Source organism: Escherichia sp. Marseille-Q3837 (genome assembly GCF_916618735.1).
GTDB classification, from domain to species: domain Bacteria; phylum Pseudomonadota; class Gammaproteobacteria; order Enterobacterales; family Enterobacteriaceae; genus Escherichia; species Escherichia ruysiae.
Genome location: NZ_CAKAKC010000001.1, coordinates 167,364 through 180,076 on the forward strand (window position 1 = coordinate 167,364; position 12,713 = coordinate 180,076).

The following is a 12,713-nucleotide window of genomic DNA, read 5'->3' on the forward strand; positions in this document are numbered from 1 at the left end:
AAATGGAAAAAGTATGAAGAACTGGAAAACGCTGCTTCTCGGTATCGCGATGATCGCGAACACCAGTTTCGCTGCCCCCCAGGTAGTCGATAAAGTCGCAGCCGTCGTCAATAACGGCGTCGTGCTGGAAAGCGACGTTGATGGATTAATGCAGTCGGTAAAAATGAATGCCGCCCAGGCAAGGCAGCAACTTCCTGATGACGCGACGCTGCGCCACCAAATCATGGAGCGTTTGATCATGGATCAAATCCTCTTGCAGATGGGGCAGAAAATGGGAGTGAAAATCTCCGATGAGCAGCTCGATCAGGCAATTGCCAATATTGCCAAACAGAACAACATGACGCTGGATCAGATGCGCAGCCGTCTGGCCTACGATGGTCTGAACTACAACACCTATCGTAACCAGATCCGCAAAGAGATGATTATCTCTGAAGTGCGTAACAATGAAGTGCGTCGTCGCATCACCATCCTGCCGCAGGAAGTTGAAGCTCTGGCGCAACAAGTCGGTAATCAAAACGATGCCAGCACTGAGCTGAACTTAAGCCACATCCTGATCCCGCTGCCGGAAAACCCGTCTTCTGAGCAGGTAAACGAAGCGGAAACACAGGCGCGTGCCATTGTCGATCAGGCGCGTAATGGCGCTGATTTCGGTAAACTGGCGATCGCTCACTCTGCCGATCAGCAGGCGCTGAACGGCGGCCAGATGGGCTGGGGTCGCATTCAGGAACTGCCGGGAATTTTCGCCCAGGCATTAAGCACCGCGAAGAAAGGCGATATTGTTGGTCCGATTCGTTCTGGCGTTGGCTTCCATATCCTGAAAGTTAACGATCTGCGCGGCGAAAGCAAAAATATTTCGGTAACCGAAGTTCATGCTCGCCATATTCTGCTGAAACCGTCGCCGATCATGACTGACGAACAGGCTCGCGTAAAACTGGAGCAAATTGCAGCGGACATCAAGAGTGGTAAAACCACGTTTGCCGCTGCGGCGAAAGAGTTCTCTCAGGATCCAGGCTCTGCCAACCAGGGCGGCGATCTCGGCTGGGCTACGCCAGATATTTTCGATCCGGCCTTCCGTGACGCGTTGACCCGCCTGAACAAAGGTCAAATGAGCGCACCGGTTCACTCTTCATTCGGCTGGCATTTAATCGAACTGCTGGATACCCGTAATGTCGATAAAACCGACGCTGCGCAGAAAGATCGTGCTTATCGTATGCTGATGAACCGTAAGTTCTCGGAAGAAGCAGCAAGCTGGATGCAGGAACAACGCGCCAGCGCCTACGTTAAAATCCTGAGCAACTAATGGTTAAAACCCAACGTGTTGTGATCACTCCCGGCGAACCCGCCGGGAGTGGCCCGGACTTAGTTGTCCAGCTTGCACAGCGTGAGTGGCCGGTCGAACTGGTTGTTTGTGCCGATGCCACTCTCCTTACTGACCGGGCAGCGATGCTCGGTTTGCCGCTTAATCTTCGCCCTTACTCCCCAGACTCCCCTGCACAACCGCAAACTGCGGGCACATTAACGCTACTTCCTGTCGCGCTACGTGCACCTGTGACTGCGGGGCAATTAACGGTTGAAAATGGGCATTACGTGGTAGAGACGCTGGCGCGAGCGTGTGATGGCTGTCTGAACGGTGAATTTGCCGCGCTGATTACCGGCCCCGTGCATAAAGGCGTCATTAACGACGCTGGTATTCCGTTTACCGGTCATACCGAGTTTTTCGAAGAGCGTTCGCAGGCAAAAAAAGTCGTGATGATGCTGGCAACCGAAGAACTTCGCGTGGCGCTGGCAACGACGCATTTACCGCTGCGCGATATCTCTGACGCCATCACCCCGCCCCTGCTGCATGAAGTCATTTCTATTTTGCATCACGATTTGCAAACCAAATTTGGTATTGCTGAGCCGCGCATTCTGGTCTGTGGCCTGAATCCGCACGCGGGCGAAGGCGGTCATATGGGCACGGAAGAGATAGACACCATCATTCCGGTGCTCGACGAGTTACGGGCGCAGGGGATGAAACTCAACGGGCCTTTGCCTGCCGATACCCTGTTTCAGCCTAAATATCTCGACAACGCCGACGCGGTGCTGGCGATGTACCACGATCAGGGTCTTCCCGTGCTAAAATACCAGGGCTTCGGGCGCGGTGTGAATATTACGCTGGGCCTGCCCTTTATTCGCACATCAGTGGACCACGGCACCGCGCTGGAACTGGCGGGACGTGGCAAAGCCGATGTCGGCAGTTTTATTACGGCGCTTAATCTCGCCATCAAAATGATTGTTAATACCCAATGAATAAACGAGTCCACCAGGGCCACTTAGCCCGTAAACGCTTCGGGCAAAACTTTCTCAACGATCAGTTCGTGATCGACAGCATTGTTTCTGCCATTAACCCGCAGAAGGGTCAGGCGATGGTCGAAATCGGCCCCGGTCTGGCAGCGTTGACCGAGCCAGTCGGCGAACGTCTGGATCAACTGACAGTCATCGAACTTGACCGCGATTTGGCGGCACGTCTGCAAACGCATCCATTCTTAGGCCCGAAACTGACGATTTATCAGCAGGATGCGATGACCTTTAACTTCGGTGAGCTGGCTGAGAAAATGGGTCAGCCGCTACGAGTTTTCGGTAACCTGCCGTATAACATCTCCACGCCGTTGATGTTCCATCTGTTTAGCTATACTGATGCCATTGCCGACATGCACTTTATGTTGCAAAAAGAGGTGGTGAATCGTCTGGTTGCAGGACCGAACAGCAAAGCGTATGGTCGATTAAGCGTCATGGCGCAATATTATTGCAACGTGATCCCGGTGCTGGAAGTACCGCCATCGGCCTTTACACCACCACCAAAAGTGGATTCCGCTGTCGTGCGCCTGGTTCCTCATGCAACGATGCCTTACCCGGTTAAAGATGTTCGCGTGTTAAGCCGTATCACCACCGAAGCCTTTAACCAGCGTCGTAAAACCATTCGTAACAGCCTCGGCAACCTGTTTAGCGTCGAGGTGTTAACGGGAATGGGCATCGACCCGGCGATGCGAGCGGAAAATATCTCTGTCGCGCAATATTGCCAGATGGCGAACTATCTGGCGGAGAACGCGTCTTTGCAGGAGAGTTAACGATGATCAATTCGCCCCGAGTGTGTATTCAGGTTCAAAGTGTTTACATTGAAGCACAATCTTCACCTGATAATGAACGTTACGTTTTTGCTTATACCGTAACCATACGCAACCTGGGGCGAGCGCCAGTGCAGTTGTTGGGGCGTTACTGGCTGATCACCAACGGCAATGGCCGTGAAACCGAAGTCCAGGGCGAAGGTGTGGTGGGCGTTCAGCCGCATATCGCCCCTGGCGAAGAGTACCAGTACACCAGCGGTGCGATAATCGAAACACCGATGGGCACCATGCAGGGTCACTACGAAATGATCGATGAAAATGGCGTTCCATTCAGCATCGACATTCCTGTATTTCGACTCTCCGTTCCAATACTCATTCATTAAAATAATATGGCGACATACCTTATTGGCGACGTTCATGGTTGTTACGATGAACTGATCGCTTTGCTGCATAAAATAGAATTTACCCCTGGGAAAGATACCCTCTGGCTGACGGGTGACCTGGTCGCTCGCGGGCCTGGTTCGCTGGATGTTCTGCGCTATGTAAAATCCTTAGGCGACAGCGTGCGTCTGGTGCTGGGTAATCACGATCTGCATCTGCTGGCGGTATTCGCCGGGATCAGCCGTAATAAACCGAAAGACCGCCTGACACCGCTGCTGGAAGCGCCCGACGCTGATGAGCTGCTTAACTGGCTGCGTCGCCAACCTCTGCTGCAAATCGACGAAGAGAAAAAGCTGGTGATGGCTCACGCGGGGATCACGCCGCAGTGGGACTTAGAGACTGCTAAAGAGTGTGCTCACGACGTAGAAGCAGTATTGTCGAGTGACTCCTATCCTTTCTTCCTCGACGCCATGTACGGCGACATGCCAAACAACTGGACGCCAGAGTTACGCGGACTGGCACGACTGCGTTTTATCACCAACGCTTTTACCCGTATGCGTTTTTGCTTCCCGAACGGTCAACTGGATATGTACAGCAAAGAGTCGCCAGAAGACGCGCCAGCACCATTGAAACCGTGGTTTACCATTCCAGGGCCAGTTAGCGAAGAATACAATATTGTGTTTGGTCACTGGGCATCGCTGGAAGGAAAAGGTACGCCGGAAGGTATTTACGCGCTGGATACCGGATGCTGCTGGGGTGGGACATTAACCTGCCTGCGCTGGGAAGATAAGCAGTATTTCGTCCAGCCATCGAACCGGCATAAGGATATGGGAGAAGCGGCGGCGTCTTAAACACAGCCTGATACAGGAAGGCCGGATAAGACGCGACCGGCGTCGCATCCGGCACTAGCCGTAAATTCTATACAAACTTACCGCCGTTCCAGAATCTCAAAACAATAGCTATGAGAGTTCTGCGCATCGGCGTCGTGGAATTCGCTGAACACCGATTCCCAGTCATCCGGCTCATAGTCCGGGAAATGGGTGTCGCCTTCCACTTCCGCGTCGATATGCGTCAGATACAGTTTTTGCGCTTTTGGCAGGAACTGCTCATAAACGCGACCACCGCCAATCACCATAATCTCCGGTACGTCACCACACGCCGCGATGGCTTCATCCACCGATTTCACCCACGTTACGCGATCGTCCGTACCCGGCTGGCTGCTGATGATAATATTCTTGCGTCCTGGCAGCGGGCGGCCGATGGATTCCCAGGTATGGCGCCCCATAATCACGGGTTTATTTAAGGTGTTACGTTTAAACCAGGCGAGATCGGCAGGCAGGTTCCACGGCATGGCGTTTTCCATGCCGATAACGCGATCTACCGCTAACGCCGCAATCAGACTGATCATTGAGATTTCCCGATAAAAAAAATTGTCGCCACTATACGTAAAGCGTAAACCGTCGTCGACTGGTGTGAGGATGATGTTGAGGAAAATTTTATATTCTGCTGGCGAGTCCACGCTATGTCCGTGGACTCGCCTCATTACAGTTGCGCAAAAACAAACAGTTAGTTGTAAAGTGCGTGCTACACCACACTTTCTGATTACGATGGCTTAGTTTCTGGCTCATCCGCCATGTTGCCGGTATGTTTTCCTTCCTCGGTTCCCTGCCAGCCATGCCGTTGAATTAATGACAGATGTTCACGATCCTCGGTAATGATCTCGCTTAACATCGCGCTGGTGCGTTTATAGACCGCCGCGCGGGCTTTGGTGTCGTTCTCAACCATTGCCATCTCTTCCACCATCTCAATATTAAAGCGGCGGAACACATCGGCACGTTCTCGCGCTTCATATGGCCCAAGACCTAAACTTTCCAGCGCCAGACGCCCGGTTTTCAGCGCACCTTCAAAGGTTTCACGCTCCGGCTTTTCAACGCCAGCCTGTCGCAAACGGATGTAGTGATCGACATCGCGGGCGCGGGCAATAATCTGCAAATGCGGAAAATGTTCTTTCACCATCTCCGTCAGTTGCAGATTGGTTTGCGGATCGTCGATGGCGTTAATCAGCACTTCCGCTTTCGCCGCTCCCGCAGATTCCAGTAAATCCATCCGCGTAGCATCACCGTAAAAGACTTTCATGCCGAATTTGCGCAACGTTTCGATATGGTCAGGATCGTGATCGAGCACCACCATTTTTACCCCACTGGAGAGCAGTAAACGTCCGGTGATCTGCCCAAAACGACCGAATCCGGCGATAATCACGCGCGGCTGTTCTTCATCGATCTCATCGGCTTCACGCGCTTCTTCAGTAGGAGATTGCTCAAGGCGATTGAGGATCACCAGCAGAATCGGCGTTGCCGCCATCGACAGCGCCACCGCCAGGGTCAGCGATTTCGCCCACTCCGGCTCCAGCACATTCGCCATCTGCGCCGCGCCAAATACCACAAAGGCAAACTCACTGCCCTGCCCTAACAACACCGCAAACCAGCGACGCTGTTTATTTGGCACCTGCAACGGTCGGGCAATCAGCCACAGCATGGCGATTTTGATGATGAGGAAACCAAGCAGCAAAATGACAATGCGCAATGGGTTTTCAAGCAGCGTGCCAAAGTCTATCGACATGCCAACACCGATGAAAAACAGCCCCAGCAGCAAACCTTTAAATGGTTCGATATCGCTTTCCAGCGCATGACGGTATTCCGAGCTTGCCAGCAGTACGCCCGCCAGAAACGCGCCCATCGCCATCGACAAGCCAACCTCTTCCAGCAGCAAACCAAAGCCAAACACGAGGAATAACGCCACGGCACTAAACACTTCCCGCAAGCCAGAGCGGGCAACAAAACGCAGCGCCGGACGCGTGACATAGCGCCCAAGCAGTACCACCAGCACCAGCGCGCCCGCCACTTTTAACGCCGAGAGAGCAAATGCGCCCATCGTCGTCGAGGCACTGCTCGCCGCCAGTAGCGGGATCATCGCTACCAGAGGGATCGCGGCGATATCCTGGAACAGCAGCACCGCAAAGGCACTGCGGCCCATTTGCGTCACCATAAGATTACGTTCATTCATCGCCTGCATAGCAATCGCCGTAGAGGAGAGCGCCAGCGTCATGCCGATCAATTCCGCTACCTGCCAGCGCAGCCCAAGTAACATACAGAACAGCCCCAGCAGGCCGCCACAAATCACCATCTGCAATGCGCCACCGCCGAACACTGCCGCACGCAGCTTCCACAGCCTTTGTGGATCGAGTTCGAGGCCGATAATAAACAGCATCAGCACCACGCCGATTTCAGCAAAGTGCAGGATAGATTCGGCATCGGTCACCAGTCGCAGCCCCCACGGGCCAATAATGCAGCCCGCGATCAGGTAGCCAAGTACCGATCCCAGACCGAGGCGTACCGCAATGGGTACAATCAGCGCCGCCGAACCGAGATAAATCAGCGCCTGAATCAGCGTATGGCTATCCATGATGTGCCTCCTGCCATTCCAGCAGACGTTGCTTATAATGACGCGCCTGCCCTTCGAGGGTTTCGTCGTCACAAATAAAGGTGCAGTGCATGGCAAACGGCGGCAGCCAGTTCAGCCCGCAGTAGATTGCCGTCGCCTGTAGCGGCTGCGACAGCACATCAAAGCCCGGATGTGCACCAATCTCAAAATGGCTTTCCCCGCCGCCGGTCGTCACCGCCCACAGCAAATGTTTGCCATGCAGTGCCGTGCCGCCGTGACCGTAAGCCCAGCCGTGCGAGAAAACTTTATCGATCCAAAGTTTGAGGAGCGGTGGAATGCTGTACCACTGCATCGGGTGCTGCCAGACGATCAGATCGGCGCGAGACAGCGCCTCCTGCTCGGCGGCAATATCGATATTGAAGTCAGGATAGAGTTGATAAAGAGAGCGAATTTCGACGCCTTCCAGCGTCCTTGCCTGTTCAAGCATCCGTTTATTCGCATGGGAATGATGCGGATACGGATGCGCATAAATTATGAGGATCATAGTTATTAGCCCGCGTGTTTACGCCTTTATTTTCCCACAAAGTGTAGTCACATATTCACGCGGCTTATAGTCAATAATATTGATTCAGAAAAGAGAGAATTCTGAATAAATTACCCCGCTCGCTGCCTGCGGATCGTCATATTGCTGGTCTGCGCCAATGACATCCCACGTGTTTCCGGGGCAAACGCTACGGAAATCAACAAGCCAAACAGCGAGATCCCCGCCCCCATTAGCATCGTGTTACTGATACCGTAATTATTGATAAAGATCGGCAGTGCCCAGGTCGAAACAATGGTGCCAATACGACTTAAGGACATAATCACCCCCACGGCAGAGGCGCGGATATCCGTCGGGAAAAGTTCATTAGGATAAAGCCACTGCAAATTACCTGGCCCGCCAGAGAAAAAGGCATACACAGCAAACGCCATTACCACCAGCCAGATCCCCATATCCGGGATCAGCCCCAAAACCGCCAGCGCCAGCGTCATCATGGCAAAACTGCCAATCAACAATGGACGCCGTCCGGCAGTGTTTAACCACAGCATCGGCGGAATACAGCCGAGCATAAAGAACAGGCTAATCACCACATTCCCCAGTGCCGCGTTTTTGCCAACACCCAATCCCAACAAACCAACGATTTGCGGGCCAAAGGTGTAGATGGCGAACATTGGGATCACCTGGCAGGTCCAGATGGCGGCAACAAACAGGACAAAAGGAAAATGGCGGCGATTAAACAGATCGCGAAAACGGGTTTGCTGCGGCTGCTCTTCATCGAAAGCCACCGGTTCGCCAAACAGTTTTATCATCATCTCTTCGCACTCTTTTACTCGCCCTTTGCGTAACAACCAGCGGGGAGATTCAGGCAGTTCGAATCGACCAATCAAAATCAACAAACAGGGGATCGCCGCGCTGCCCAACATCCAGCGCCAGCCACCTTCCACATCATAAAGCCAGTAGCCAACCAGATCGGCACAGGTTGCGCCGACATACCACATGGCAGCAATAAAGCTGATGGAAAACGCCCGCTGACGGGTGCTGGAGAACTCGGTGATCATCGAGGTGGCGATGGGATAATCCGCGCCGATGACAATGCCGATGAGTACCCGCATCACCAACAGTTCGACGGGGGATGAGACAAACATCGTCGCCACCGATATCACGCCAATGGCGATAATATCAATGAGGAACATTTTGCGCCGTCCAACTTTATCGGAGATATAGCCAAACAGCGATGTGCCGACGAACAGCCCGGCGAGCGTTCCCGCGCCCAGCAAGCCAATCCAGTCTGCATCCAGTTTCAGTGCCGGAGTCAGTTGCTCCAGCGCCACGCCTATCATTACCAGGACATAACCATCCAGAAACGGCCCACCGCTTCCCCACAGCAAAATGCGGCGGTGAATAGAGGAGAATTTGAGATCGTCAAAGTTTCTGGACGGTTGCATGGATTATTCCTGTTTTTTTGCAATGAGAGTCAGTACGGCGTTACGTATCAAACCAACATCAGCCGTAACGGAACTCCACACCAAAGGTGCCGCGCGGGTATTCCCACTGTTCCAGCGCCGACCCCAGCCCCAGAATGCGACAGGTGCCGCACTCCAGACATCCGGCGTAATCGAAGCGCACACTGCCGTCATCCTGCTTCTTATACAGACCTGCGGGGCACGCTTTCACCAGCAGCTCCAGCGCCTGTTTATCGGCATCGGCCTTCACAACGATGTGCGGATGCTCTTCATCGACATTGAATTTATTGACGCCCAGTTTGACGTCCACATTGACGGGAGAAGTCATAAAACGGTCACTCCTTTCATGCCATCCTTGATCAGATTGATGAAGCCCACTTTCTTGCCGTGGCGGAGGATTTTCTTGCGCATCAGTTCCGGCGCGCTGCCGTCAATGGTGAACAGGTCACGCGCCACACCCACCGCCAGTTCCGGGTAGCCGCTAAACATGCGTGGGTTATCAAGGAACGCTGGTAGTTTTTGGTACATGCGCATATCGCGCAGCGGGCCACTCTCCAGATGCTGACGATATTCCGCCAGTTTTTGCTTACCAAAATCGTCGCTTTTCATCGCTGAAAGCACGGTTTTTGCTGCTGCTTCCCCGGCGGCAATCGCCAGATCCATACCGCGAATGGTAAAACCGAGGTTCATACACATTCCGGCGGCATCACCGGCAATCAGCACGCCGTCACCGACCAGTTCCGGCAGCATGTTGATGCCCGCTTCCGGCACGACGTGAGCAGAATATTCCACCAGCTTGCCGCCCGCGATCAGCGGTGCAACTGCCGGATGTTGTTTGAAATCTTCCAGCATTTGCGGCACCGATTTTTTCGCGTCATGCAGATGATGAAGGCCGCAAACCAACCCCAGCGACAGGGTATTTTCATTGGTATAAAGGAAACCGCCGCCCATCAGGCCATCGGTGGGGGAACCCGCAAATAAGCAGGCCGCGCCCTGATTACCCTGCAACTGAAAACGGTCTTCGATAACTGACTTCGGTAACTCGATCAGTTCCTTCACGCCAACCGCCACATCCGTCGGTTTGACGCGTTTTGCCATCCCCAGCTTTTCGGCAAGGATGGAGTTCACCCCGTCGGCAAGGATCACCGTCTTCGCTTCAATTACATCGCCATCGGCTTCTACACCGACGACTTTGCCATCGCGCTGTACGAGGTTATCGACGCGAATCCCGGTAATTAACTGCGCGCCCGCTTCTTCGGCCTGCTCCATCAGCCAGGCATCAAATTTACTGCGCAAAACGGAGTAAGAACGCTGGGATGGTGAGGCTTCGTCACCGTTGCAGTAGTCCATAGTCATCGCTGACTTTTCCGTCATAAACGCGAGTTTTTCATGGGTGATCAGGCGTTCTACGGGGGCGGAGTCGGCGAAACCAGGAATAATGTGTTCCAGACTGTGGGCATAGAGACGCCCGCCAGTGACGTTCTTGGCACCTGCGGAATTGCCACGCTCGATAACTAACACTTGTGCCCCTTCGCGGGCGAGAACCAGTGCGGCAACCGAACCGGCAAGCCCTGCACCGACGATGATGGCATCAAAGATATCTTCGGACATAAGAACTCCCTGTCAGCGGCAGAGCCGAAATACAGCCCTGCCTGAGTGGATCAACGCGCTAAAGCTGCGGTCAGTGCCGGAAGGATCTTCACGGCGTCGCCAACAATGCCGTAATCCGCGTACTGGAAGATCGGCGCATTTTTATCTTTGTTGATGGCAAAAATGGTTTGCGACGCATTAGCGCCAACCATGTGCTGGATCTGCCCGGAGATCCCCACCGCCAGGTACAGTTCAGGTTTCAGCATCAGGTTGGAGATACCGACATAGCGTTCGTGCTCCATCCATTTTTCGTTTTCTGCCACCGGACGAGAACAGGCCAACTCCGCACCTATCGCCTTGCAAAGCTGTTCTGCCAGCGCAATGTTCTCTTTGCTGCCAATACCGCGACCGACGCTGACCACCAGGCGGGCTTTGTCGAGATCGACGCTGTTGCTCTGGCGCGCCTGGGTTGCCGTGCGGGTAATCGCCACAGCCGGAGCCTGCCACTCCACGGTGTGCGTTTCGCCAGTACGTGACGCGTCTGGCTGAGCCGCATCGAACGTGCCGCTGCTGATGGTCAGTACCGCATACGGCGTGACAATGCGTTCTTCGCCAATCGCCAGACCACCGTAAACCATGTGTTTCACTGTCGCTTTACCGTCCTGTACGCTGACGGTGCTAGCATCGTTAGACACCGCCGCTTTAAGGCGATATCCCAGTTTTGCCGCCAGTAATTTGCCGCGACGGGTGTTTGGCAACAGCACCAGACCGTCTGCGCCGTGCTGGCGAATAGTGTCAGCCATGACACCGGCGTAATCTTCGATCATCCGATCGTCCGGTTTGCCGTTTAATTTCCAGACATGATTAGCGCCTAGCTGGATTGCCTGTGCGCCGTCGGCATCATTGAGGACAAAGGCATTGATTTGATTAGCTAAAGCCTGCGCACCGTTCATCAGTTCCGGCAGACGAGAAGGGGTATCGCTGAATACCCAGACTTGAGAAAACGTGTTCATAGCATCCCCTGTAATTAAATGACTTTGCGAAGATTTTCAGCAAATGCGGCGATCTGTTCTTCGCCGTCGCCTTCAATCACGATGCGCTGACGTTCGCGCTGTTTCGGCGCGGCAACCTGTTGTTCTGACCAGGCTGCCTCTGCGTTAAAACCGATATCCGCCGCCGACCATACCTGGACGGGCTTTTTCGCCGCGCCGAGAATAGCTTTCATCGAAGGAATTTGTGGGGAGTTGATATCAGTGGAAACAGCAACAACCGCAGGCAGCGGAATGCTTAAGGTTTCTGTTTCATCTTCCAGTTCGCGCTCAACGGTGAGGGTATCTGCCGTCAGGGAGATAATTTTGCTGACGCCGTTAACTGCCGGAATATTGAGGATTTCGCCTACCAGCAAACCAACCTGCTGGGCATAAAGGTCGGAAGAACCATCGCCACAGAGGATCAGATCAAAGCCTGCTTTCTGGGCGGCTGCAGCCAGTGCGCTCGCCGTTTGTTGCGGCAGTGCCTGCTCGAACTGGTCATCAATCACCACAATCAGTTCATCCGGGCCGCGCGATAGCACATCTTTACGCCCTTTGGCGTTGGTCAGGGCTTTACCGCCCACACTTAAGGCTGTCACCTGCGCCTCTGCTGCCTGTTGCTTTAGCTGGCAAGCCGCTTCAATAGCGTTGAGATCGTATTGGCTTATTTTGGCATCGGCTTTGCTGAAGTCTAATGAACCATCAGCATTATTGACCGCAATATCCTGTTCATCAGGCACGCACTTATAGCAAGTAATAATCTTCATTGCATCTCCAGAAATCATGAAGGAAACGTCGTTCATATCGGTGGTGTTAATTACAGATATCACGCTATTTAATTTGGAAATAAAACTTTAATCACCAATATTGAAAATGTCACACGCAGATAAATCCAACTTTCAATATTGTTAAGTTCCTCACCAATATTGAAAACACGGCGTAGAAAAAAGAAATTTTCAATATTGTTTTATGGATCACCAATATTGAAAGCCAGATGTTATTTTTTTACGCACAAAAGAACATAACAAACTGATTAATAACCAAAATTAACGGAAAAACACCCTCTATTCACCCGAAACAAAAATGTGACACAAATCACAGAATACAGCTTATCGAATACCCATTATGAGTTAGCCATTAACGCGTTTACGAGGTTAATAAT

Annotated in this window: 13 protein-coding genes; 5 read left to right on the forward strand and 8 right to left on the reverse strand. The window is 53.1% G+C overall.

The genetic code is table 11. The features are described from left to right. The first annotated feature begins 13 nt into the window (after positions 1-13). The 5 genes from surA to apaH are packed head-to-tail and all read left to right on the forward strand — an operon-like array spanning position 14 to position 4,336. On the forward strand, positions 14-1,300 hold the full coding sequence (gene surA / locus LG381_RS00730; RefSeq protein ID WP_000800488.1) for a peptidylprolyl isomerase SurA: 1,287 nt from the start codon (positions 14-16) through the stop codon (positions 1,298-1,300). After that, positions 1,300-2,289, forward strand: coding sequence for a 4-hydroxythreonine-4-phosphate dehydrogenase PdxA (pdxA, locus tag LG381_RS00735; RefSeq protein ID WP_225761910.1), 990 nt, complete (start codon positions 1,300-1,302; stop codon positions 2,287-2,289). The genes surA and pdxA overlap by 1 nt, the downstream gene beginning before the upstream one ends. After that, positions 2,286-3,107 carry a 16S rRNA (adenine(1518)-N(6)/adenine(1519)-N(6))-dimethyltransferase RsmA gene (rsmA, locus tag LG381_RS00740; protein WP_001042779.1) on the forward strand — a complete coding sequence of 274 codons (822 nt, stop codon included), beginning with the start codon at positions 2,286-2,288 and terminating at the stop codon, positions 3,105-3,107. Before pdxA ends, rsmA begins: the two co-directional genes overlap by 4 nt. Positions 3,108-3,109: 2 nt before the next feature. After that, positions 3,110-3,487: a Co2+/Mg2+ efflux protein ApaG gene (apaG, locus tag LG381_RS00745; RefSeq protein WP_000610899.1), complete on the forward strand. Its 378-nt coding sequence runs from the start codon at positions 3,110-3,112 to the stop codon at positions 3,485-3,487. Positions 3,488-3,493: 6 nt separating this feature from the next. Beyond that, positions 3,494-4,336 (forward strand): bis(5'-nucleosyl)-tetraphosphatase (symmetrical) ApaH, encoded by an 843-nt coding sequence (gene apaH / locus LG381_RS00750; RefSeq protein ID WP_000257166.1) that lies wholly within the window; start codon positions 3,494-3,496, stop codon positions 4,334-4,336. Between the two features lie 77 nt (positions 4,337-4,413). Here the strand turns inward: apaH and folA are convergent, their stop codons facing one another. The 8 genes from folA to LG381_RS00790 all read right to left on the reverse strand — a co-directional run bounded on the left by folA (position 4,414) and on the right by LG381_RS00790 (position 12,318). Continuing rightward, positions 4,414-4,893 (reverse strand): type 3 dihydrofolate reductase, encoded by a 480-nt coding sequence (folA, locus tag LG381_RS00755; RefSeq protein ID WP_024212612.1) that lies wholly within the window; start codon positions 4,891-4,893, stop codon positions 4,414-4,416. A 194-nt stretch (positions 4,894-5,087) separates the two neighbouring features. Continuing rightward, positions 5,088-6,947, reverse strand: coding sequence for a glutathione-regulated potassium-efflux system protein KefC (kefC, locus tag LG381_RS00760; protein ID WP_225761911.1), 1,860 nt, complete (start codon positions 6,945-6,947; stop codon positions 5,088-5,090). Further along, positions 6,940-7,470 (reverse strand): glutathione-regulated potassium-efflux system oxidoreductase KefF, encoded by a 531-nt coding sequence (gene kefF, locus LG381_RS00765; protein ID WP_000600725.1) that lies wholly within the window; start codon positions 7,468-7,470, stop codon positions 6,940-6,942. Before kefF ends, kefC begins: the two co-directional genes overlap by 8 nt. 110 nt (positions 7,471-7,580) lie before the next feature. Continuing rightward, positions 7,581-8,912 (reverse strand): MFS transporter, encoded by a 1,332-nt coding sequence (locus LG381_RS00770; protein ID WP_001183199.1) that lies wholly within the window; start codon positions 8,910-8,912, stop codon positions 7,581-7,583. 58 nt (positions 8,913-8,970) lie between these two features. Continuing rightward, positions 8,971-9,258 (reverse strand): ferredoxin-like protein FixX, encoded by a 288-nt coding sequence (fixX, locus tag LG381_RS00775; RefSeq protein ID WP_000203741.1) that lies wholly within the window; start codon positions 9,256-9,258, stop codon positions 8,971-8,973. Further along, positions 9,255-10,541 (reverse strand): FAD-dependent oxidoreductase, encoded by a 1,287-nt coding sequence (locus tag LG381_RS00780; RefSeq protein ID WP_225761912.1) that lies wholly within the window; start codon positions 10,539-10,541, stop codon positions 9,255-9,257. The genes fixX and LG381_RS00780 overlap by 4 nt, the downstream gene beginning before the upstream one ends. A 50-nt stretch (positions 10,542-10,591) precedes the next feature. Continuing rightward, positions 10,592-11,533 (reverse strand): electron transfer flavoprotein subunit alpha/FixB family protein, encoded by a 942-nt coding sequence (locus LG381_RS00785; RefSeq protein ID WP_187214203.1) that lies wholly within the window; start codon positions 11,531-11,533, stop codon positions 10,592-10,594. A 14-nt stretch (positions 11,534-11,547) separates the two neighbouring features. Next, on the reverse strand, positions 11,548-12,318 hold the full coding sequence (locus tag LG381_RS00790; protein WP_000692204.1) for an electron transfer flavoprotein FixA: 771 nt from the start codon (positions 12,316-12,318) through the stop codon (positions 11,548-11,550). Between the last annotated feature and the right edge of the window lie 395 nt (positions 12,319-12,713).

What these genes read in the sequence shown, in the direction of transcription:
- surA (WP_000800488.1), top strand. Translation starts at nt 14, where the DNA reads ATGAAGAACTGGAAAACGCTGCTTCTCGGTATCGCGATGATCGCGAAC.
- pdxA (WP_225761910.1), top strand. Translation starts at nt 1,300, where the DNA reads ATGGTTAAAACCCAACGTGTTGTGATCACTCCCGGCGAACCCGCCGGG.
- rsmA (WP_001042779.1), top strand. Translation starts at nt 2,286, where the DNA reads ATGAATAAACGAGTCCACCAGGGCCACTTAGCCCGTAAACGCTTCGGG.
- apaG (WP_000610899.1), top strand. Translation starts at nt 3,110, where the DNA reads ATGATCAATTCGCCCCGAGTGTGTATTCAGGTTCAAAGTGTTTACATT.
- apaH (WP_000257166.1), top strand. Translation starts at nt 3,494, where the DNA reads ATGGCGACATACCTTATTGGCGACGTTCATGGTTGTTACGATGAACTG.
- folA (WP_024212612.1), bottom strand. Translation starts at nt 4,893, where the DNA reads ATGATCAGTCTGATTGCGGCGTTAGCGGTAGATCGCGTTATCGGCATG.
- kefC (WP_225761911.1), bottom strand. Translation starts at nt 6,947, where the DNA reads ATGGATAGCCATACGCTGATTCAGGCGCTGATTTATCTCGGTTCGGCG.
- kefF (WP_000600725.1), bottom strand. Translation starts at nt 7,470, where the DNA reads ATGATCCTCATAATTTATGCGCATCCGTATCCGCATCATTCCCATGCG.
- LG381_RS00770 (WP_001183199.1), bottom strand. Translation starts at nt 8,912, where the DNA reads ATGCAACCGTCCAGAAACTTTGACGATCTCAAATTCTCCTCTATTCAC.
- fixX (WP_000203741.1), bottom strand. Translation starts at nt 9,258, where the DNA reads ATGACTTCTCCCGTCAATGTGGACGTCAAACTGGGCGTCAATAAATTC.
- LG381_RS00780 (WP_225761912.1), bottom strand. Translation starts at nt 10,541, where the DNA reads ATGTCCGAAGATATCTTTGATGCCATCATCGTCGGTGCAGGGCTTGCC.
- LG381_RS00785 (WP_187214203.1), bottom strand. Translation starts at nt 11,533, where the DNA reads ATGAACACGTTTTCTCAAGTCTGGGTATTCAGCGATACCCCTTCTCGT.
- LG381_RS00790 (WP_000692204.1), bottom strand. Translation starts at nt 12,318, where the DNA reads ATGAAGATTATTACTTGCTATAAGTGCGTGCCTGATGAACAGGATATT.